The 22,334-nt window shown below is 34.4% G+C and carries 17 protein-coding genes; 4 read left to right on the top strand and 13 right to left on the bottom strand.

Features of this window, described 5'->3' with window-relative positions; translation table 11 throughout:
- Positions 1-10: 10 nt before the first annotated feature.
- The 6 genes from modA to CC92_RS0115755 all read right to left on the bottom strand — a co-directional run bounded on the left by modA (position 11) and on the right by CC92_RS0115755 (position 5,659).
- Entirely contained in the window at positions 11-868 is an 858-nt protein-coding gene (gene modA, locus CC92_RS0115730) for a molybdate ABC transporter substrate-binding protein (protein ID WP_029505293.1), read from the bottom strand.
- Positions 869-918: 50 nt separating this feature from the next.
- The gene (locus tag CC92_RS0115735; protein WP_029505292.1) at positions 919-1,851 is read right to left on the bottom strand and encodes an MOSC domain-containing protein; all 933 of its coding nucleotides are present in this window, start codon (positions 1,849-1,851) and stop codon (positions 919-921) included.
- A 5-nt stretch (positions 1,852-1,856) separates the two neighbouring features.
- Positions 1,857-2,867: a GTP 3',8-cyclase MoaA gene (moaA, locus tag CC92_RS0115740; RefSeq protein WP_029505291.1), complete on the bottom strand. Its 1,011-nt coding sequence runs from the start codon at positions 2,865-2,867 to the stop codon at positions 1,857-1,859.
- Positions 2,868-2,950: 83 nt separating this feature from the next.
- Entirely contained in the window at positions 2,951-3,433 is a 483-nt protein-coding gene (gene moaC / locus CC92_RS0115745) for a cyclic pyranopterin monophosphate synthase MoaC (RefSeq protein WP_029505290.1), read from the bottom strand.
- Positions 3,434-3,493: 60 nt separating this feature from the next.
- Positions 3,494-4,519, bottom strand: coding sequence for a molybdopterin-binding protein (locus tag CC92_RS0115750; RefSeq protein WP_029505289.1), 1,026 nt, complete (start codon positions 4,517-4,519; stop codon positions 3,494-3,496).
- A gap of 243 nt (positions 4,520-4,762) precedes the next feature.
- Complete coding sequence (locus CC92_RS0115755; protein WP_029505288.1) at positions 4,763-5,659, bottom strand: selenium metabolism-associated LysR family transcriptional regulator; 897 nt, start codon at positions 5,657-5,659, stop codon at positions 4,763-4,765.
- A gap of 284 nt (positions 5,660-5,943) precedes the next feature.
- Between CC92_RS0115755 and CC92_RS0115760 the strand changes: the two genes are divergently transcribed.
- Together CC92_RS0115760 and CC92_RS0115765 are read left to right on the top strand one after the other, a co-directional pair.
- Positions 5,944-6,417: a C-GCAxxG-C-C family protein gene (locus CC92_RS0115760; RefSeq protein WP_029505287.1), complete on the top strand. Its 474-nt coding sequence runs from the start codon at positions 5,944-5,946 to the stop codon at positions 6,415-6,417.
- 15 nt (positions 6,418-6,432) lie between these two features.
- Positions 6,433-7,350: a TDT family transporter gene (locus CC92_RS0115765; RefSeq protein ID WP_029505286.1), complete on the top strand. Its 918-nt coding sequence runs from the start codon at positions 6,433-6,435 to the stop codon at positions 7,348-7,350.
- A gap of 156 nt (positions 7,351-7,506) precedes the next feature.
- On the opposite strand, the gene CC92_RS21830 is transcribed toward CC92_RS0115765, so the two are convergent.
- Positions 7,507-8,691 carry an alpha/beta hydrolase gene (locus CC92_RS21830; protein WP_051650996.1) on the bottom strand — a complete coding sequence of 395 codons (1,185 nt, stop codon included), beginning with the start codon at positions 8,689-8,691 and terminating at the stop codon, positions 7,507-7,509.
- Between the two features lie 115 nt (positions 8,692-8,806).
- Between CC92_RS21830 and CC92_RS0115775 the strand changes: the two genes are divergently transcribed.
- On the top strand, positions 8,807-9,691 hold the full coding sequence (locus tag CC92_RS0115775) for an AraC family transcriptional regulator (RefSeq protein ID WP_029505284.1): 885 nt from the start codon (positions 8,807-8,809) through the stop codon (positions 9,689-9,691).
- A 17-nt stretch (positions 9,692-9,708) separates the two neighbouring features.
- Here the strand turns inward: CC92_RS0115775 and CC92_RS0115780 are convergent, their stop codons facing one another.
- The 4 genes from CC92_RS0115780 to CC92_RS0115795 all read right to left on the bottom strand — a co-directional run bounded on the left by CC92_RS0115780 (position 9,709) and on the right by CC92_RS0115795 (position 16,736).
- The gene (locus CC92_RS0115780; RefSeq protein ID WP_029505283.1) at positions 9,709-10,686 is read right to left on the bottom strand and encodes a hydroxyacid dehydrogenase; all 978 of its coding nucleotides are present in this window, start codon (positions 10,684-10,686) and stop codon (positions 9,709-9,711) included.
- Positions 10,687-10,809: 123 nt separating this feature from the next.
- Positions 10,810-11,352 carry a beta-class carbonic anhydrase gene (locus CC92_RS0115785; protein WP_029505282.1) on the bottom strand — a complete coding sequence of 181 codons (543 nt, stop codon included), beginning with the start codon at positions 11,350-11,352 and terminating at the stop codon, positions 10,810-10,812.
- Positions 11,353-11,720: 368 nt separating this feature from the next.
- Positions 11,721-15,071, bottom strand: coding sequence for an AMP-binding protein (locus tag CC92_RS0115790; RefSeq protein ID WP_029505281.1), 3,351 nt, complete (start codon positions 15,069-15,071; stop codon positions 11,721-11,723).
- 27 nt (positions 15,072-15,098) lie between these two features.
- On the bottom strand, positions 15,099-16,736 hold the full coding sequence (locus tag CC92_RS0115795; RefSeq protein WP_029505280.1) for a hypothetical protein: 1,638 nt from the start codon (positions 16,734-16,736) through the stop codon (positions 15,099-15,101).
- A gap of 341 nt (positions 16,737-17,077) precedes the next feature.
- Here CC92_RS0115795 and CC92_RS0115800 point away from each other — a divergent pair, with 341 nt between their 5' ends.
- A complete protein-coding gene (locus CC92_RS0115800; RefSeq protein WP_029505279.1) occupies positions 17,078-18,895 on the top strand; it encodes an amino acid adenylation domain-containing protein in 1,818 nt (605 codons plus the stop codon).
- Positions 18,896-18,973: 78 nt separating this feature from the next.
- Here CC92_RS0115800 and CC92_RS21125 read toward each other — a convergent pair whose 3' ends face one another.
- Positions 18,974-19,633, bottom strand: coding sequence for a 4'-phosphopantetheinyl transferase family protein (locus CC92_RS21125; protein WP_029505448.1), 660 nt, complete (start codon positions 19,631-19,633; stop codon positions 18,974-18,976).
- Positions 19,634-19,771: 138 nt separating this feature from the next.
- Entirely contained in the window at positions 19,772-22,192 is a 2,421-nt protein-coding gene (locus CC92_RS0115810) for a glycoside hydrolase family 2 protein (RefSeq protein ID WP_029505277.1), read from the bottom strand.
- Positions 22,193-22,334: the final 142 nt, after the last annotated feature.

The raw sequence follows: 22,334 nt of genomic DNA on the forward strand, positions 1-22,334 counted from the left end.
ATTAATCTCCTTACCTAGCTAAAAATCCATATTTTTTAAATATCTCTTTTGCATCCTCACTTTGAAGGAATTCAACATAAAGTTTTGCAGCTTCTTTCTTCTGTGAAGCACTGACAATACCAATCGGATAAATAACCGGATTTTTTAATGTTCCCTCTGGTGCATTTGCTACCACAACTACTTTATCTGTAGTTGCTGCATCCGTGGCATATACAACACCAGCATCCGCACTTCCTTCTGCAACCCAATTTAATACTTCTGTGACATTCGTACCAAGACTAGCTTTTTCTTCTACCTTATCAAAGATTCCTAAGTTATCAAGAATTTCCTTTGCATATTGACCAGCTGGTACGCTGGCTGGATCACCGATTGCAATTTTTTCTGCATTTAGAATATCATTAAAACTTGTTACTTTGGATTCCATGTTTTTCGGAACGATAAGTACAACTTTATTCTCTAATAGCTGTATGATTGTCTCTTCATCCACCATACTTTTCTCTTTTAAGGCATTCATTTGTTTCATAGCCGCGGATAGGAAAACATCTGCCTCTAATCCTTCTTCAATCTGAGTTTGAAGCTTCCCCGAACTATCATAAGTTCCCTCTACCGTAATCCATGGATACTTGTCCTGAAATAAAGACTTTAATTCCTCTAAGGATGGCTGCATACTAGCAGCAGCTGCTACCAAAATTGTTACTGGTTCCTGATTTATCTCAATCGTACCTATATCTCCTTGATTATCCGATTGATTGGTATTATTTGTATTACCATATTGTCCCTCTGGGGTGCCATCGGACTTTTTAGCACATCCCATAGCTAAAATCATCATACTAATTACTAATAGCATGCTTAATATTCTTTTTCTCATTGTTCTCTCCCTTTTCTCTTACACATTAGTATATAAATGGATTACTCCAACTATCTAGCACATTCCGATACAGAGCCTTTTAGTATCTTAAGTCCATGACCTAATTCAGAGGAAATAACATCCATACTCTCTTTCACTGCCTTTGGACTACCAGGTAGGTTGATAATTAAAGTACGATTACGTAGAACAGAAGCACCACGACTTAACATTGCTCTCTTGGTAATCCCCATAGAATACGCACGAATAGCTTCTGAAATCCCTGGTACATTTCTTGTGGCAACTGCTAATGTAGCTTCTGGAGTAACATCCCTCATGGATAATCCAGTTCCGCCTGTGGTTAAAATCAGATCAACTTGTCTTCCATCGGATAATCTTATTAATTCCTTCTCGATACGAGACTGTTCATCCGGAAGAAGAAGGGATTCCACCACCTCAAAGCCCTGTTCTTCCAATATCGATGCAAGAAGCGGTCCACTTTTATCTTCTCTCTCTCCCTTAAATCCTTTGTCACTCAATGTAATTACAGCCGCTTGAAATGGTCTGTCTTCTCTTGGCTCTAACATTATCATTTCGTCACCTGCACAGATCGTTCCTTCTACTATAACTTTAGCAAAAACCCCTTCTCGTGGCATAATGCAATCACCCATTTTATGATAAATCTGACAATGTGTATGACACTCCTTCCCTATCTGGGTCATTTCAAGGACAACATCATTACACTGAAATCTCGTTCCTACTGGAAGATTCCTAAAATCAAAACCTTCTACTACCAGATTCTCACCAAAAGCTCCAAAATCTATTTCTGCACCTTTCTTTCGAAATTCTTCAATTCTATCAAAGGACAATAAACTGATTTGACGATGCCACTTTCCACCATGGGCATCACCAACAATACCCCAGTCTGTTGTAAAATCTGCTTTTTCTATACAATGCTTCTGTGTACCACGACGTTCGCTTATGCAAATCGCTCTAACTTTTCCCATTTGTGTCAGCCTCCTATTTTAAACATTTCTCTCTTTTCCATATTGTTTCGTTTCAGTTCCTGACTAATTGAGTCAGGATGAAAAGAGTCTTCTTGTCTATCAAAATTGTGTTCTAATGGTTTTTTTTCGATTGCCCTTGATATTAAATTCTTTAATTCCATATCAGAAACACCACTTCGCATGGCAGTCATTAAATCAATCCCGTCACCATAACATAAACATGGTTTTAAAAAACCTCTGGAAGTTAAACGAATCCGATTACACGAAGCGCAAAATTTATGACTGATTGCATTGATAAATCCAATGTTTCCCATCCATTCCTCAGAAGTTATATACTCTGCTGGCCCAAACCCTCTTATCTTTTTTTGACTGGCTATATTCGGATACTTTTCCTTAATTCTACTCTTGATTTCCTCACCCTTGATTGGCTCATATTCTTTCCCATAACCAATTGGCATCATTTCTATAAAACGCACATCCACAGGCAATTTAACTGCTAATTCTGCAATGTCCATTAATTCAACTTCATTTACACCCTTTTGAGGAACACAATTTATCTTGGTTGGAATACCCGATTTTATTAACTTCTGCAAGCCACTCCATACGGTAACAAACTCATCCCTTCCGGTAATTTTCTTAAAAGTATTTGGATTTAATGTATCAAGACTTACATTGACTCCATCTAGTGGAATTTTCGCTAACGCTTCGGTATGTTCTTCCAAAAGTACTCCATTGGTTGTTAACGTAACAAAATCGATACCAGGAGTTGCTTTTATCTCTTTTATTAAATTTATGGCATCTTTGCGTACCAAAGGTTCGCCACCCGTAATTTTAATTTTACGGATTCCAAGTTCGGAAGCACTCCGACAAATCCTAAGGATTTCTTCATAGGTTAATATTGATTCATGCTCCAGTCTTTCAATATCTACCGGCATACAATAGGTGCATCTTAAATTACATCGGTCAGTAATTGAAATTCTCATGTAATCAATTTGTCTTTTATATTGGTCAATCATTTTAGCCTCTATTCTTACGTTTTCACGCGCTTTTATAATGCTAGGCAGCTTTGTGGAATATCACAGATTTCTAGCTGATTACTTTATTTTTCTTTACGGTTGTTAAAGTATCCACTTTTCCCTCCCGTTTTTTCAGCAAGATAGATGGAGCCAATCTCCATCGTTTTATCAATGGCTTTGCACATATCATAAATCGTTAATAAGGCAACACTTACGCCTGTCATAGCCTCCATTTCAACACCGGTTTTTCCTGATACCTTTACGGTACAGACAGCTTCAATCTCAAAGCTATCCTCAAACATATGAAAATCAATGGAGACTTTTGTGAGATTTAATATGTGACATAATGGAATTAGTTCCGAAGTCTTTTTTGCTCCCATAATTCCTGCAATTCTAGCTACCAAAAGAACATCTCCTTTTTTAGCAGTCCCCTCTTTCACAGCATTGAAGCAATCTTTGCTAACTTTAATTCTTCCTATGGCAATGGCTTCGCGTTCTGTGATCTGTTTATCACTTACATCAACCATTACTGCATTACCATTCTGATCAAAATGAGTAAAGTCCATTCTATTCTCCTATCTATCCTCTTATAATAAAGACATTATTTTAATAACTTTTCTCGATTTCTACATTCCCTTACCGTATCCACAATTTGGGAAAGTACAGATATCACAAGACAAACAAAGGCCACCATGCCCTAATTTTGTGATTTCCTCATAGGTAATTCTCTCCCCTGACATCAGTCTTGGCAGCATCAAATCAAAAATGGTTCGTTTGGAATACATAACACAGCCAGGTAGTCCAATCACAGGAATATCTCCCTTATAGTAAGATAACAAGAACATAGCACCTGGTAATACTGGTGCACCGTAAGTAATGATTTCCGCTCCGGTATTCTTAATAGCTAGGGGTGTTTTATCATCCGGATCAACACTCATTCCGCCGGTACAGATAACAAAATCTGCTCCCTTATTAATTAAGTTTAAGATAGCATCTGTTATTTTTTTATGATCATCATTTAAAATTACGTGCTCTACTAGTTCTGTACTATATTCCTTTAATTTATTTAAAATAACTGGAGTAAATTCGTCTTTAATTCTTCCATAAAATACTTCATTTCCAGTGGTAATGATTCCAACCTTTTTATGTAAGAAAGGCTTCACTTCAAGGATTTTTTTATCTCCTGCGATTGCTTTAACCTTCTCCATTTTTTCTTCTTCAATAATAAGAGGAATAATTCTGGTACCTGCAAGTTTATCCCCACGTTTCACTGGGAAATTCCCATGTCTGGTGGCGATCATCATCTCTCCATAGAAATTAATCTTATTTAACAGCTCCGTATTAACTTTTAAAATTCCATCACACTCTGCGTAGAGGTCAATTTTGCCTTCTTTTACACCGCTTCTTTCAATATGGTTCCCTTTACAGATAGAACATAGTATCTCTGCTCCTTCATTCTCATGAAGCATTCCTTCTTCTTTTTCCCACACATACAGATGATCTTTGCCAATCGATAATAAGACCGGTATATCCTCCTTGGTTACAACATGTCCTTTGCGAAAGATAGCATCCTTAGTTACCCCTTTTATAATTTGAGTCATATCGTGACATAGTACATGTCCCACTGCATTTTCTGTCTTTATTAATTTCATATAGTTTGCCTCCATTTCAGCACACGAAATTTGTACATAAAAAGTTTGTGCCAATGATTACGATGGCACAAAACTTCCAATTGATATTTTTTTATTCATCTATTTTTATTGATACCATTCAATTATGAATACGATGTATATTGCTTTGTATCCTTAAAAACATTCAAATTTTACTTATTCTAGCTTCTTAAAATTATGTGAATTTTTCTGAAAGTAGAATGTATGTCATTGCAGCGAGTACTTCTAAGCATAAAATTGGCAGCAAAACTCAATAAACTTTTTTGCCAGTCTATCTAATTTCTTACGTTTTGCATATACAATATAAAGCTTTCTCGTTACTTCTTCCTCGTCTGGCTCATACATCAGTATTTTTCCGTCCTCGACATAATCTTGCGCCGCTTTTTTAGACATAATAGTAATTCCCATGCCTCTACTCACAGATTTTTTTATAATTTCCTGATCGTTAATATATGCTACTACATTTAATTTCTGTATATCGACTTTTTTTGATTCCAAGAATTTTTCAGCGGTTTTTTTAGTTCCAGATCCATTCTCTCGTAAGATGATCGGTTCTTTTATCAAATCATCAAAGGAACAATTTCTGTTTAATAACTCTTGATAATGTTTTTCATTCGGTGTGACCAAGACCAATTTATCCTCATAAAAAGGTATATAGCGTAGTCTGTCATCCTTACTTTTTATTCCCACAAACCCAATCACTGCTCTATGCTTTAAGATTTCTCCTACTACATGTTCACTGTCGCCTTGATTAATTGTAAAACAAACTTTATCATGTTGTTTTTGAAAAGCTTGAATCAACTCAGGTAGTATGTATTGGGAGGGAATAGTAGAACCTGCTATTTGAATTCTTTGTTCTTCCTCTCTCTCTTTACCAAATCCTTGATAGAGCTCTTCCTTGATCGCCATTATTTCTTTGGCATATTCATATAATCTTTCTCCATCTACTGTTGTTTGCACATTTTTAGTTGTACGTTCCAGAAATTTAGTATTAAACTCCTTTTCCAAGGAAACAATATGGGAACTTATGGTTGGCTGAGTAAGATATAATTTTTGTGCTGCCTTAGAAAAACTTTGCAATTCCACAACATTAACAAATGCTTCTAATTGCTTTAATTCCATACAATATACCTGCTTTCAGTCAATAATCGACACCACCAATATATCATACCCGCACTCTTTAATCAATTTATTTATAGATTTTTTCTATAAATAAATCAATCACATAAAGATTATGAATTTTACCGGTTCTCATAACTATGCTAGAATTCAGGTACGTTGATAATATTTAAGTATCGATAGTTTGATTTTTTCGTCATATCTACAAAACAATAAAATCAATTACGTATGCATAGAAAATAAGCTGGTAAAATTGACTAACTAACAAAGGAATAGAGGTTAATAAAATGAATACAAAACAAGAACAATATGTAGAAACCATTAGAAAAACAGCAGAAGATTATTTTAGTAAAGGAGAATTTTTTTGTTCCGAAGCGGTTGTTAAAACAATCAATGATGCATTAGGGAAACCATATCCAGATGAAGTAGTAAAATTAGCTTCCGGTTTTCCTATCGGACTTGGTAAAGCACAGTGCCTATGCGGTGCAGTATCCGGTGGCGAGATGGCACTTGGCATGGTATACGGCAGGATTCATGGAGAGCCAATGAATCCAAAAATGCTTGAAATAGCCAAAGCACTTCATGACTATATCAAAGAAGAATACAACTCTTTATGTTGCCGTGTGATTACCCGTCAATGGAACGGCGATAACTTCCAGTCTCCTGAGAGAAAGCAACATTGTGTCGCTATTACCGGTAAGGTTGCGCAGTGGGTAGCTACGCAATTTGTAGAAGCTGGTATAATTAACGTGGAAGAATAACGCCGGAGGAAGAACATGAATCACTTTCTAAAGAAAATTCCTATGCCAATTGTAGGACTTATGCTTAGTCTTGCTGCTCTGGGGAACTTAATCCAATCTTATGGAGATATTTATAGAACGATATTGGGTGCATTGTCCGCTATAATCTTTATTTTTGTTACGTTAAAGTTTGCTTGTGATTTTCCAGGTTTAAAAAAAGAGTTATCCACACCAATTGGAGCTTCCGTTTTTCCTACCTATTCTATGGGTATCATGCTCCTAGCAACTTACGTAAAACCATATCATCAAAGCGTAGCGTTTTCCATTTGGATTGCTGCCATAGTGCTCCATATTATTCTTATCCTTTACTTTACAAAAAAGTTTGTTAAGAACTTCAATATTATGGAGGTATTCCCAAGCTGGTTTATTGTATATGTTGGAATAGCAGTAGCTGCCGTTACTGGTAAAGCCTTTCATCCTACGATTGGACAGTGGACCTTTTATTTTGCTCTTCTTAGTTATTTGATTTTACTTCCTATTGTAGGAAAACGAATTTTGGTAGTAAAGAAAATTCCAGAACCAGCACTGCCAACCCTTATTATCTTCTCAGCTCCTGGTTCCTTGTGTTTGGCTGGTTACATAAATTCTTTTGTAGCGAAACATATGTTTCTTTTAGGGTTTTTATTAATACTATCCCAAGTTATATATTTTCTAGCGATCATCAAATTAACTCAGTTACTAAAGTTAAAGTTTTATCCTAGCTATTCTGGGTTTACGTTTCCACTCGTAATTTCCGCCATCGCTTTAAAATCGAGCAATGCTTTTCTTATATCACAGGGTCATACCATCCGTTTTTTATCCGTTTTGGAAAAAGTTGAAGAAATCATCGCTGTTTGCATCGTTTTCTATGTGTTAATACGCTATATACATTACATTGTAAAAAACACAAAATAGGAAGCTTGGTTTAGCTTTTAGCCACCGAAAGCGATGTTGTATTGAACTTAAGAATAAACTGGAATACGAGGACTTTTCCTTAACTGGAACTATCAAAGAAGTAGTGCAAGTAAATAACTGCACTACTTCTTATACTTTTATTATATTTACACTACTTTATTCCCATAGTAAAGCTTCATTGAAAAATGGAACCAAATGATCTTCCACTACATTTCCCGGGACGTTATGTCCTCCAGAAAAAGAAAATAGAGTATGTACAATATCCTTCTCCTTCAGAAGTTCCGATAAATATTTTGTCCCTTCTGGTATCCAACTGTAATAGTCATTCACTCCATAACATAATCCAATTGCTCTTAGCGGTTTCTCTAATGCCAAATAAGCATCTAATTTTTCCTTCCAATCACCAAATCCAGATTCCCACCGCTCTATTAATTTGTTGTCTGCCTCCGAACCATCTCTAAGTGGTATCGCTTCATATGGAGGTGTTGTATTATATGCAAATGCATAGGAATATGCCTTTAAAAATCTACTATCGTTTTTCCATGAGTCAAGTGCTCCATCTATTTTACCGAAAGCTATGACACCAGGAGACATTGAATAAACCGCTCCATAAATATCTGGATAAAGAAAAGCTAGATTTAGTGCTCCAAACCCGCCCATAGAAAAGCCACAAATTCCTCTGGATTCAGCCTTTGCAATTGTTCTGTAGTTGTCATCAATATAAGTTACTACTTCTTTCGTCGTATAATCTGCCCAGTTACCTATGATAGGTGAATTCACAAAATAGGACCCTCCTGCCGAGTTTCCTCCTTCCACTGCTACCAAAATAAATTCTTTGGAAGAATCTTTAGAAAAGGTTACATTAAGTCCTTTTTTTGCATAATTGACAAATGCAGCAGCTGATTCACCAAATCCATGTAAAAAATAAATTACTGGATATTCTTTTTCACTTTCCTGATAAGACGGAGGTAGATATATATAAATCTTTTTTTCCGTATTTTCCTCAATCAAGTTCTCTGCAATTGCTTTGGAGTTATAAGCTACGGTTTCTATAGTTCCTTCTTTTAATATAAATGCTTCTTGCTCCGTTTCCTGACTGGTTTCTTGACTGTCTTTCGTTTGCTGATTTTCTACTGTTTCCTGATTCTCTTTTGTTTCCTGATTCTCTTTTGCTTCTTGCTTTTCTTTTGTTTCCTGATTCTCTTTTGACTCTTGATTCTCCATGGTATCTAGTATTCCACTAGATACTTCCTCCTCAGGGGACTGTGAATCATTCTTACATCCTGTCAGACCAAAGATTACAATAACAAATAGAAAAATAGTCTTCAAAATCCGTTTCATTTATCTACCCCTTCCATAATTTCTATATTTTGACAGATTGCTATCAATAGTATATCATTATCCTTAAGAACTGAATGAACAATTCTTGCTATATTAGTTTTTTAGGGAGGCTATTATGAATATTGCTAATCGAAGGCTGATTGAGGATGCCGTAACTCTGATTGAAAATAATTTGAAGACAAGTCTATCTCTAGATGAAATTGCAAAACAGTTATGTATTTCAAAGTTTCATTTTCATAGACTATTTAAAACCATTACTGGTACCACTCTCATTTCTTATGTACGTGGTAGAAAGCTTACCAGCAGCCTGAAAGAATTACAAGACGATAACCTTAAGATTATTGATATCGCTAATGAGTATCATTTTGAATATGAACAAAGTTATGAACGAGCTTTTAAACAGTTATTCGGTCTTAGTCCTTCAGCCTTTCGCCAGAAAAACTGCGTATTAACAATTGTACCTAGAATTGATACTAGCCTGCTAAATGATATCTCAAAAGGCATTGTTATTACACCCTGGTTTTGCACTAAGCCAAAATTCCATCTTGCTGGTATTAAAACTTTAATTAACCATATAGAGAATTACCATACTGCAACGGCGAATTCCAGTGCAATGGATTTTTATTATCATCAACGTTCACTTATTAAAAATGCTGTCAACGAACATCTATATTATGGATTGGTAACCTATTACGACTATAATACCGCAGATTATTATATGCCTAGTATAGAAATTTCCGAACCATTTGATTCTAATCCCGTATTTACCTGTCAAACCATCGAACGTTCTGATTATGCCGTATTTCGCTATGTTGGATTTCACTCACCAGAAGAACTTACGATGAGATTATTACACGAAATTTATGAAGTGATTGAAACTCTATGGATTCCCACAACAAGCTTGAAACCAACCAGACAGTATCATTTTGAATGTATTAATCAGCATATCTGCAAGGAAGATTATTGTGAAGCTGATATCTATATTCCTATTACCTGCTAATACAGGAATACATATAACTAAATACCGTGGTTTCTTTCATCTATTTGATTCACCGGCCACGATAGCTTTCTTCCACTAAGAACTTCATCGATACCAATTGCTGCATCCAAGCTCATTCTCGCCATTGCTTCTTTTGTTAACGCTGCACTGTGAGGTGTTACTATTACATTATCTAACTGGAATATGTTTGATAACGTCTCCTTAAATGGTTCCTCCTCAAAAACATCCAGACCTGCTCCCAATATCTTATGTTCTTTAAGAGCTTGATACAAATCATCTTCGTTTACGATTCCTCCTCTTGCAGTATTGATTAAAACTGCATCTGGATTCATTAACGACAACTTTTTAGAATCAATGAAACCTTTCGTCTCTTCACTGTATGGAATATGTAACGAAATGAAATCAGATTGTCGTATAAGCTCGTCAACTTCCTCCATTATTGTTACATAATCTGGAACATTATCTATCTTCAGTCGATGTCCATATGCAAGGATATTCATTTCTAAACCTAACGCCGCTTTTTTAGCAACACTATTTCCAATTCTTCCAAATCCTATAATACCTAAGGTCTTACCAAAAACATCTCTTCCTGGCATTAGATTTCTGATTTCATAATTTCCCTGCCGTAGTTCTTTGTCTTTTATAACAAGATTCTTCGCACAAGCTAATAATAACATTATGGTATGCTCTGCAACTGAGTTTGCATTTGCCAATGGTGTATAACAAACCTGTATCCTACGAGCTGTTGCAGCTGCGAGATCAATATTATCATAGCCAACCCCGTGTCTTCCTATTACTCTTAAATTAGGTGCTGCATCAAAAACCTCTTCTGTGCATGGAGCAGTACGAAGTAAAAGGCCACTACAATCGCTAATATTATTACAGATAGTTTCTATTGAACTGTCATGAAGAATTCGTAGTTCATATCCTTTTTCTATCAAATAATCTTTTCCTGAATCATCTACATCTTGCGGTATTAGTATGATTTGTTTCATTCAAATTCCTTTTCTTTCTTGGCTGATTAATGTTAACTTAATGACTACTATGAAACCCACTAAGTGGTATCAACTATGTTACGGGCAACTATACCAATACACTTGGTTATGTATCCCTAATGATTAAACAATTTTAGTAAGCTCCCCAGTTTCAGAATCGATTACTAATCCATGTACCATTACCATCTCTGGGATTAATGGGTGATTACGTATCAGTTCAACTGACTTCTTTATTGAATCATCTAAATCTACAAAACCACCCAGCCATGAATCAAAGTCAATTCCGCAATACTTGATCATATCTATATTATTTTGTGTTATTCCGTGTTCTTTCATTATTTTTATCATTTTTTGACTGTCCGTATATCTAGCACCGCAATCCGTATGACCTATCACTAGTATTTCTCTAACATTTAATTCATATATGGCTATTAATAAGCTTCGCATTACACTACCAAATGGGTGTGATATAACTCCACCTGCATTTTTTATGATTTTTGCATCTCCATTTTTAAGTCCTAAGGAGGCTGGTAATAATTCTGTTAACCTAGTATCCATACAGGATACAATTGCGATTTTTTTCTGTGGAAATTTATTGGTGATATATTTTTCATAACCTTTATTTTCAACAAAGGTTTTATTAAACTCTAGAATTTCATCAATCATTCGATATCCTTCTTTCTATTTTCCTATCTAACTGAAAATTAATTAATCTAATTATAATACCTTATCAATTAATTACAACATATTTTATCATCCATTTTTTCTATTAATCTCTTCTCCGTCATACCCTTTTATTGATTGATTACTGTATGGGATAAATTGTTCAAACGCTTATGTTAATATATCCGATGGTCATATGTTACCTAGTAAACATAAAAATCCCTTACTTCTCTAAGGAAAAGTAAAGGATTCTTCATAGCCAGCGGTTTTACTGCAATTGAGTACCCATACACTGACCGGTTCCATAATCCTTTACATAAAGAAGCTCGGTCGCCTAGCTCAATTTCTACATGTATACTAGATAGACTTTATTACATACTTTTTTTCTTATTATATAGGTCGCTTTGTAGTTCCTGGAACAAACACTCCAATTCTTCTTTTACATAATAAAAAAGTTTACTCATTGTCTCTTCCTTATGAATGTTACAGCTATATTGCAATTTACAGAAAAGTCCTTCCTCTTTGTTTGCAATAACAAAATCAATAAGTCGACCTCGATTAATATATTCCCCTTCATTCTCCCCAGCAGATTCTTTTGCTGGTTTTATGTACCCCCATTTTTTCTCTGTAAAACTATCATAGATTGTCTCTGCATTAAAATAGTTATACGTAATCTCAGGATAAGGGATTTTACCCATCTGCTCTAATATTTCTTTATCATCACATAAATAACGCAGACCTCCATACCCTAACCCGTGGTTTGGGATATGGTGCAACTTATCTTTGACATAGTCAAATGCTTGAATTCCATTTTCCTTATCAGAAAGATCTAGGTAAAGTGGAACAAAGTAATTAATCCAGCCAACCGTTCTTGACAGATTGATGGAATCATGAAACGGATATCTTCCATTAAAAACATAGTCAATCAGTAAGCTCTTATAACCAGTCCATCTTTCAAGTCCCCTAAGTATTGCTGTTAATACAATATCATTTAATTCTATCCCACGTCCTATTATTTTCTTAAATAGAATGTCTGTTTTCTCTTTGGATAACAAATATTTACCGAGTACCCGCTCATATCGGAACAAGTTATTATTTAACTGATCCGGGTAGTCAACCGGAATACTCTTAACCTCATTTTGTGCAGCTACTGTCCAGTAATCAATTTCTTTACGCATCTCATCCGTCTGAGCATACTCTTTTAAGAATTCTGACCACCTTTTTAGTGAAGTCGTTTTCTGTGGCAAGCATATTTTTTCTCCTCGCATTTCCATAGAAAAGGCAGTACACATATCTTGTCCAAAGATTGACATGGCATAACCATCTGCTATCCCATGATGTATCAACGTTAGTATACGAGTCGGTTTCATTTCCCCCATATAAAATACAGCGAATCTTACTGGCATCTTAGATAAACTAGTTGCATGCTGCAATTCTTCCGCGGTTCTTTCTATTTCTTCTTTTTGCTTATCCTCTTTCATACCTGAATAATCATAATAAGTTATTGGTAATTGATTTGGCATCCCTTCCATATGCTGTTTCCATTCCATTCCCTCCTTATAGATTCGAAGTCTTAATCCATCGTGATAACTTAATAGATAAGCAATTACATGTTCGATCTGTTCTTTCCTAGGGATAGGATCTGCTTCCACCATAATTCCAATATTCCAATGATTGACATCACCATACAGATTACGAATATCAAGAAGCGCATGGTTTGGTAATAGTGGTAATTCACCTGTTATAACTTCCTCTTCTCTACCATTTTCCTTCTCGATTTTTGCTACTTTACTTAACTCTCTTATCGTTGGATGCTCGAGAAAATATTTTGTATTAATATGAATTCCCTCGGCATTTAACTTGGTTAAAACATATAAAACATTTAGTGAGTTACCTCCATACTCCAAAAAATCATCATCAAGCCCTACCGTTTCTACACCTAACACATGACTGAAAATATCTACTAATTTTTGTTCTAATTCATTTTGAGGTATCGTAATATTTTCGACTACATTACTTAATCTTATTTGTTCTAGCTGTGATTTTACTTTATCAAATTCTCCATTCAAAAACATTTCTTTCAATTTGAATCTCTGTATCTTGCCACTTCCGGTCTTTGGTATTTCATCTAATGGCAGTACATATTTTAATTTTAATCCCGTTTTTGCACTAACATGCTTCTTAATCTTATTTGATAGGCCAACAAAACCTTCCAAGTCACCTAGGTATTGTGGGAATAGTACTACAGCTTCTTTCTTACTAACCTCATCGAAGACACTGCATGCTGCGGCAACTTCTACTCCATTGATTTCTTGCGCTACTCTTTCTATATCATAAGCATAAAAATTTTGGCCATTCGATATAATAATATCTTTCGCTCTTCCTGTAATTACTAGTTCTCCATCTTTTACAAATCCCAAATCACCAGTTATAAGCCATCCATCCTTTGTAAATGCTTTTTCACTGCATTGTTGGTTATTATAATAACCAGAAGTAACACATTTTCCTATTACCTCTATATTCCCGATGATACCACCTTTAAATCTCTCACCATCGTCCCCACAGATTCTAATTTCACAGCAATCTACCACATTACCCACACTTACAAAAAGCATACTGTTTAGATCTTCTTCATCAACTTCCTTCATTTCATCGCCTACACTTACCGATGTACGATTTAGTGAATACCATTTGTATTCCTTGCCTACCATTTTGGAAGACATATTCATACATGTCTCTGTCATTCCATAGGAAGGACTGATTGCCTTTTTATCCAATTCATACGGCTTCATTTTAGTATAAAAATCATCTAATAAATTTTTAGAGATTGGCTCCGCTGCATTCATCAGTACTTTAATACAAGATAAATCCCATTCATACTTTTTAGATACAGAAAATTCATCCAAAAGATGCTTATATCCAAAATTTGGAGAACAAAGAATAGTAGCTCTATGCTTACTTGCTAACTCAAACCATGTGCAAGGGTTCCCAATAAATAAATTCATTGAAATGATATAGTGACTAACTGAGGAGGCAAGTGGTAATAGATGAAACATGTTAAGTCCTATAGTATGTGTAAGTGGCATCCAACTTAAGAATTTATCCTCTTCATTTACTTCAAAGTATTGATTCGTAGTACGTATCTGAGTTAATATAGTTTCATTTGTTAACATTACACCTTTGGGTTCACCAGTAGAGCCCGATGAAAACATGACAAAAACAGTATCCGAAGGGGTTCCATTGGTGGTTGTTCCTGCTTTTGTATTGTAGTCGAATGCTTTACTCAATAAAATGCTTCGTTCAACCATATTTTCTAAACTAGATTCATAAACTTCATTTCTTCCAGAATCCATATGTAAATCGCCTATGTTATTCTGTGAAGTAATGATGTATGGATTCTTTAAAATTCGGAAGATATTATGAACTCTTAGCTTATGTTCTTCCTTTTCTGCGACTGGCACCGGCACGGCTATAAATCCTCCGAGGATACAAGCCCATATAGTATAAATAAATAATTCATTCTCTTTTATCTGTAATAATAATTCATCCCCTGGTTTCACTCCATTGTCTTGTATAAAACCTAGTACTGACAATGATTTGTTATAAACCTCTTTGTATGTAACATATTTTTCATCCTGTTGTTCATTGATGAAAATAATTCCCTTCTTCTCATTGTTTTTTTCATTTTCTAATATGTCTTTTAATGTCCTATAATCTAGCATTTTAATATCACTCCCCATATTTATTGATTAGCTAATTCCTAAAGAAATTGCAAATAGATGCATATTCAGGCACTCTGGTAGTTTTATAGAAATAATGTGCTTGTTATCCAGATTCATTCTGTACTTGCTTGCAAAGATTTGATACAGATGTGTAGATAAAATAGAGGAACCATCAACCTTTTCTACAATATTTCCCTGCCACGCAATACAATCTTCAAATTGTGGAGGTAAATACCAATCGGATAATGAGATAATTACTTTTTCATTACTTCCATCACTGTAATAAATTTCTACTTCGTCAGTAAAACTGTTCTGTTCCGAACATCCTAGAAGCATGAAGCAGTTATATTGATCCTTTTCCACAGAAATTATCTGCCCATTACAAGTAAGGTTATCTAAAGATATCTTAGTAATGTTTGGTACATGAAATTTGATTCCTTTCACATCCCATATAGCTTTCTCTGGTAAATGCTTCGTAGAGAAAAACTGTCCACCTGCGGCAAAAGAAGCTCCATCATGCCCAATCTCTCCAAATCCCTTATTATTAAAACAATTTTCTAAATTGACCAAAGATATTTTCTTATATTTCTCAGGTTCTTTCATAGCATTACTAATTGCTCTCTGATTGGATACATTCTGATCATATAGTAAGATAAAATTCTGTAAGTCAAGCGCAATATTTTTTTCTAATTCTGCTACCTCCCTAATACTCATTGCGATTCTATTTCTCATCACAGAAAAGTCTGGTAAAAAACTTGCTTTTAAGAATTTATGTTGTATGTCATACCATTTTGTAGCTGCCAGATCAAACAAAACAACAAAGTCTGAAAACCTTTTTATATTGTTTCTACCTTCTAGGTATTTCATGAATCTTGCTATCTTTTTACGACTATTGATTATAGTGGATAATGCATTATACAAATCAGAAGTCACAAAATCTGTACTACCTGCTTGGTTTTCTAAACTCAACTCATTCAATAATTCAACCCTATCTGCAAATTCATTCATATGATGAAACATACTGTCTTGATTGTTTTCCACATGTACTTTTTCAAGCATAGGTTTAAGAGAATTTCTCCAGGTCTCTGATCCTTCTTTTAGCGTTACTGCATTATCCTCTAAATGAAAAGTATAATATTCTCCTGTAAAACCTTTTCTTACATTTTCGAAAGGAATTGAAACATTTTTCTGCATGTATAAACCATCCGCTGCAATCATTCTTTTTTGTTCCAGATCAATATCTAATACAATGTAAGCATGGGTATATTCTTTGTTTATCTTAAAATTTGGATCCCAAGGTATCCAATAAGATTTTTGAATAATGACAACAGGTCTGTCCATTGATAACTCTTTCTTTGCTACCTCAATAAAATCATCAAGGGTTTCAATGGTATGTAAATTCACTGCAACACCATAGTATTTTTTATAAACCTCATATTCAGTAAATGCATCTGAAACAAGGGCTCTGCCAAGAGAAGTTTTTTGATTTTTTGATTCTTTGAATGTAAAATTCCAAACCTCACATAGATGCCAAATCAAGTGGTCGATTGGTATATCTTTTCTAAACCATCCAATTACAGAAATTAATTGATCTTCTAGACAATCATTATGCTCAAAATGAATAGGATCTAAATCTATTTTTCTGTTTTCTAACAATATAGACATTTGAAACCTCCTTGTCGCTTTATTTTGAAAGTTGTGTGTACGAAGATTTATTTTCACACTTTATAACGTTATCTTTTAAAAGTCAATCCAAATTATGTAATTTCTGATTGTTAAATTTTCTACGAAACTTTCTCTAACAGCTTATATATACTGGTTTTATCAACGAAAATTCATATTTTCTGAATTGTAAATTTCAGCGTTTCATACAAATTATTTCCAATTATTAAGGAATTTTTTAACATTATGTCTACTGACAAATATTCACATATCGTATATACTTGTTGAATGTGTAAGCGAAGATAGTATCTAATGTTACCCTATGTAAAGAAAGGAATGAAAATATGATGATTCATAAGGAACTTTCCTTACTTCAAAATATTCAGGAACTGGATTATAACACGGAAAAGACTGTCTTTGAATTATTTGAACAGAATGCAAAAGATAAACCAGATAAGATTGCTTTGGTTTTCGGAGATCAAACAATGTCGTATAAGGAACTGAACCAGAAATCAAATCAACTTGCTAGAATGTTACGAGATAATTTTGTAAAACCAAATGATATCGTTGGTATCCTAGCAAATCGTTCTATGGAAATGTTTATCGGTATATTAGCCATTATAAAGGCTGGTGGTGCTTATCTTCCAATCGATCCAGAATATCCAATAGAGCGAATTCATTATATGCTTGACGATTGTAATATTAATGTTCTTTTGACCATGGAGCATTTAAAAGATTTCATCTCGTTTCAAGGAAAAACACTTTATCTTGATCGTAATCAATTATATCAAGGTGATAGCAATAATCTAGAAAACCTTACTACCCTACATAGCCTTATCTATGTTATCTATACTTCAGGGTCAACAGGATTACCAAAGGGCACCCTGATAGAGCATAAATCTATAATTAATCTTATCTCAGGATTATCCTCTATCATTGACTATAAGGAAGATAAAACTATACTATCACTTGCTTCTTTTGCCTTTGATATGTCAATACCAGAGATTCTTTTACCTTTAGCAAAAGGTATGAAAATCGTAATCGCCACAGAGGAACAGAAAAATAATCCAAAATACCTAAATGATTGTATCATAAAAAATCAGGTTACTATGATGCAAATTACGCCTTCAAGACTTCAGCTCATGTTCAATTATGGAAAAAGTATTGATTTTCTAACTGTCTTAACTGAGATTATGGTTGGAGCAGAACCATTTCCAAAGGCATTATTAGAGAAACTAAAAGAACACACTAGGGCTAAAATATATAACCTATATGGTCCGACCGAAACAACAGTCTGGTCGACTGTCGGTGATTTAACCTCAAGCAATATCGTTACTGTGGGAGCACCAATTCAAAATACTCAAATTCTAATTCTTAATCATCAAGGTGAGCTTTGTCCTATCGGAGAAGAAGGAGAATTATGTATATCTGGGGATGGACTGGCAAGAGGCTACTTAAATCGACCAGAGCTAACAAATGAAAAGTTCATTGTTAACAAGTACCTTAAAGGAGAAAAATTATATAGAACCGGAGATTTAGCTAGAATGCTCCCTAACGGGATACTTGAAGTGTTAGGACGAATGGATGGTCAAGTCAAACTAAACGGTAAGAGAATCGAATTAGGAGAAATCGAATACCATTTACTAAAATATAACAAGATAAAAGAAGCAGTTGTAGTAGTAAAAGATAATATATTATGTGCTTTTATAGTTTCAGATTCGACCTCTTTCGATAGTGATGTGAACGAATATTTAGAAAAATTTCTACCACATTACATGATACCAACTAACTATATAAAAATTGATAAGGTTCCATTAAGTTTTAATGGAAAAGTAGATAAAAAAGCATTGCTTCAGCTTGAAATAGCATCAGAAAGCGAGCTAATGAGCTACAATCCTAGTCAAAGCGGTTCGTTAGTTACACAGGAATCAAGACTCAGAAAAGTTGTGTCTGAAATTGTGCCAAATAGAACGAAGGCCTTTCATATAATGTTGAATGAACCACTTACAACCATAGGTATAGACTCTGTAGCCTTTGTAAAATTGATTGTCTCAACAGAAATGGAGTTTCATATTGAATTCGAAGATCAATATTTAGATTTCAAAAAATTACCTACCTTATCTTCCATATTATCACTTGTTGATAAGTATCTGGAGCAGTAACAACAAAGATATTTAAAAAGACTATGTATCTCTGGATGATTAGCTGATAAAGTAACTAATCATCCGGAAACTCATAGCCTAAAGATCTAATGAAAAATCCTGCAATCTGTTATCAATCTCTTCTTCTGAACACACAGCAACTTTATAACCAGAAAGAGAATCGTGTATTTTAAAGTAATAATTATGATTGGAAGGAAAAAAAGATATTTCATTCTTCTCAATTTCAAAACCAAAAGAATTCAATGGTATTGATAATCCTTTCCCAATGCACTTAATATAGCTTTCTTTTAACGTCCACAATTCACAAAAATATTCTGCTCTATCCTTTTCACACTTATTACATAAATTATAGTATTCCTTTTCTGTAAAGAACCTTTTTGCGATATCTTCATTATTTTCTCCTATTTGTTCAATATCAACACCAAGCTCATGACATCCAATCCCTGCTATTACCCAGGTACCCGAATGACTAATATTGAAGTGAATTTGTGGATATCCGTTTAGATATGGTTTTCCATATTCATTGCTTTTAAATACAATTAAAGAATTATCAATCCCAAATTTATCACGGATTAATCTTCTTACCATAATTTCACCATAAAGAGATCGCCTTCTATCCTCTTCAAAGCGAAAACGCTCTATCTGTAATAACTTATCAGCACTGACTAATTTCTTGTAATAATTATATTGTTCCTTTGCTAAGTCTGAGTTGATATTAAACGAATATAGTTCAACCAATGGTTAATTCCTCCTAATAAGATAACCGTAAAATTATTTTTCATATGGCATTCGCAAATGGAGGTTATGAATTAAAGAAGTAATAAGTATAACACTAGCTTACACTTCAAAATGCAAAATCCTCGTTGCTTCTATTATTTATTTGGTAACATGAATAGTTTCCGTGGTGACTCCAAAGCGTTCTGAATGGATTATAATCTGTCCTTCACCTGCCCTACCTACTGACTTTATCCAAAAACCTACCGAGCCGCCAATCAATGAGATTATTTTAGGACCAATTACTTCTATAGGACCTTTCGTTTCAATCATTACTGAATCATGTGCGTAGACAATGTCATTACCATTATCATCTAATAATTTTAATACGATACGGGTGGTGTCGTAGGTTTTCTCCTCTACTAAATTTTTATTATCCACTTCTACTTTTAAAAGAGGTTTAAAAACCTGACTTCTATTCGTTTTTGTAACACATGTTTCACCAATATAACCTTCGAATGCATAGTCGGTAGCCTTTCCTCCCCAACCACCTAAGTACTTGGTATACAAATTTTCTGCATCTAGCATATTCATTTTATATTTGAGGAAAATCCATCCCATTTTTAACGTATCCATAAGCCCTAAAACACCATTTGATTTACTAACTTTCATGAGCAATTTCTTTATTAACTGAGCATCCCTTGGAGAAAAGCTCTCATTTTCCTTAATGGCATCACCTAAAAAGTCATCAATAATCATCGGTGGATGTTTTACATGAGGATATAGATCCTTTCTTGGATAAAATGTTCCAACATAATCGCCATTCTTATACAGTTTTACATAATCACAGTTTGTAAAAACATAGACATCATGTAACATCGACCCTTCAAACTCACCTATGCAAAGTGGACTAGCAACATGCATCACAGGGTTGTTCTCTTGTTGCGAAGCATACACATAGGCAGCATGTTTAGGAATTCGAAACATATCCATGACACCATGATAACAAATTCTGTCACCACTTCCGAAATCCTTATGGGTATTGTAATCAAACATACACCAACCGATAGCCCCAGATATCTTGTTCTCCTTATGCATTGCCTCTAAAACATTCAAATGCCTTATTGCATGTTCTACCCTGTGAGCTTCATCATCAAACTTCTTAGTTGGATACATATGTCCGTTATATTCAGTTATCAGATATGGTTTATTCGATCGGGTTACTTTTTTCTTTTTTTGCAGTCCCCGGTTATCACCATTATGAATAAAATCATTATATGTATAAACATCCTCCAGCAAATGACTCTTGGTTATGCAGCGAACACCACCCGTACTTCTTGAATCATCTAAAGCTTTTGCTAATGCATTGGTTCTTTTATATAATTCATCATGATCACTAGATTCATTTATTCGCACTCCCCAGATAATAACACTAGGGTGATTAAAGTCTTTCAGGATCATTTCTTCCACATGCGTTACAGCTAAATCCTGCCAGGCTTCATCTCCTATATGCTGCCATCCTGGCATCTCATCAAATACCAGAAGCCCCAGTTCATCACACCGATCCAAAAAGTAATCACTCTGGGGATAGTGTGATAATCTCACCGTGTTTACACCTAACTCATATTTGAGTATTTCTGCATCTTTATATTGGGCACTTCCTGGCATTGCATAACCGACATAAGGAAAGGATTGATGACGATTCAGGCCTTGAATTTTAACTTTCTTTCCATTCAGATAAAAACCTTCTTCTGTAAACTGAGCTTCTCTGAAACCAAATCTTATATTATGTGTGTCTATAATACTCTCATCTTTGATTAACTGTACATTAATATAATATAGGTTTGGTTCATCAATACTCCACAAGTTGATTCCACAAACTTCCTCTTTTACATTAATTCTTTCCTTCCTCTGGTTCGTAATGTTAATTACCTTATTAAATGTTTTTATACACTCTTTTTGATATATGAAATCAAACTTACAAATTAGTTCATACGGGTCCTCGGAATTATTATATGTATATAAGTCAATATCAAGAAATGGCCTTTTTGTTAAAACATCCTTTGTTTTAACACATACAGCATCAAATCTTACATTATTACAATACTCCAATGATACTTCACGATAGATACCACCATAAGTCAGGTAATCAACAACAAAACCAAATGGTGGTATATCATTTCTCTCACTTGAATCCACATAAACTGTTAATAGGTTATTCTCACCCTGATTGGCAGCAACGGTTAAGTCTATTTTAAAAGGTGTATATCCCCCCTTATGTTCTCCTACATAGATACCATTCAGATAGACTTTCGCATATGCCATAACACCGTTAAACTTAACATATACCTGTTCACCCTGCTCCAATTTGTCAATCCATATTTCTTTTCTGTAACAGCTTTCAAACTGGTACATCCCTTCATCGAAGTTATTGTAAGGTACTTCTATATTGGTATGTGGAAGATTTACTTCTTCAAATAACGAATCCTCATAGGATGAAACATCAAACGTTGGGGAAATATAAGACTCATTAAAGTTTGGAGAATACATCCAGTCAAAATTAATATCAACCTTTCTTTTCATGTTTTACACCCATTGCATGCCACATTGTGACAACCTTTCTAAATTAATATGTTCTTTCACTCATGACTGCTATTAATATTAGATACTTGCCTTATATGTATGTAGAAATTCTAGGAAATTAAGGATAACTGCTTTATAATTC

Origin of the sequence: Lachnoclostridium phytofermentans (genome assembly GCF_000733755.1) — a bacterium.
GTDB classification, from domain to species: Bacteria; Bacillota; Clostridia; order Lachnospirales; family Lachnospiraceae; genus Lachnoclostridium; species Lachnoclostridium phytofermentans_A.

What these genes read in the sequence shown, in the direction of transcription:
- modA (WP_029505293.1), bottom strand. Translation starts at nt 868, where the DNA reads ATGAGAAAAAGAATATTAAGCATGCTATTAGTAATTAGTATGATGATT.
- CC92_RS0115735 (WP_029505292.1), bottom strand. Translation starts at nt 1,851, where the DNA reads ATGGGAAAAGTTAGAGCGATTTGCATAAGCGAACGTCGTGGTACACAG.
- moaA (WP_029505291.1), bottom strand. Translation starts at nt 2,867, where the DNA reads ATGATTGACCAATATAAAAGACAAATTGATTACATGAGAATTTCAATT.
- moaC (WP_029505290.1), bottom strand. Translation starts at nt 3,433, where the DNA reads ATGGACTTTACTCATTTTGATCAGAATGGTAATGCAGTAATGGTTGAT.
- CC92_RS0115750 (WP_029505289.1), bottom strand. Translation starts at nt 4,519, where the DNA reads ATGAAATTAATAAAGACAGAAAATGCAGTGGGACATGTACTATGTCAC.
- CC92_RS0115755 (WP_029505288.1), bottom strand. Translation starts at nt 5,659, where the DNA reads ATGGAATTAAAGCAATTAGAAGCATTTGTTAATGTTGTGGAATTGCAA.
- CC92_RS0115760 (WP_029505287.1), top strand. Translation starts at nt 5,944, where the DNA reads ATGAATACAAAACAAGAACAATATGTAGAAACCATTAGAAAAACAGCA.
- CC92_RS0115765 (WP_029505286.1), top strand. Translation starts at nt 6,433, where the DNA reads ATGAATCACTTTCTAAAGAAAATTCCTATGCCAATTGTAGGACTTATG.
- CC92_RS21830 (WP_051650996.1), bottom strand. Translation starts at nt 8,691, where the DNA reads ATGAAACGGATTTTGAAGACTATTTTTCTATTTGTTATTGTAATCTTT.
- CC92_RS0115775 (WP_029505284.1), top strand. Translation starts at nt 8,807, where the DNA reads ATGAATATTGCTAATCGAAGGCTGATTGAGGATGCCGTAACTCTGATT.
- CC92_RS0115780 (WP_029505283.1), bottom strand. Translation starts at nt 10,686, where the DNA reads ATGAAACAAATCATACTAATACCGCAAGATGTAGATGATTCAGGAAAA.
- CC92_RS0115785 (WP_029505282.1), bottom strand. Translation starts at nt 11,352, where the DNA reads ATGATTGATGAAATTCTAGAGTTTAATAAAACCTTTGTTGAAAATAAA.
- CC92_RS0115790 (WP_029505281.1), bottom strand. Translation starts at nt 15,071, where the DNA reads ATGCTAGATTATAGGACATTAAAAGACATATTAGAAAATGAAAAAAAC.
- CC92_RS0115795 (WP_029505280.1), bottom strand. Translation starts at nt 16,736, where the DNA reads ATGTCTATATTGTTAGAAAACAGAAAAATAGATTTAGATCCTATTCAT.
- CC92_RS0115800 (WP_029505279.1), top strand. Translation starts at nt 17,078, where the DNA reads ATGATGATTCATAAGGAACTTTCCTTACTTCAAAATATTCAGGAACTG.
- CC92_RS0115810 (WP_029505277.1), bottom strand. Translation starts at nt 22,192, where the DNA reads ATGAAAAGAAAGGTTGATATTAATTTTGACTGGATGTATTCTCCAAAC.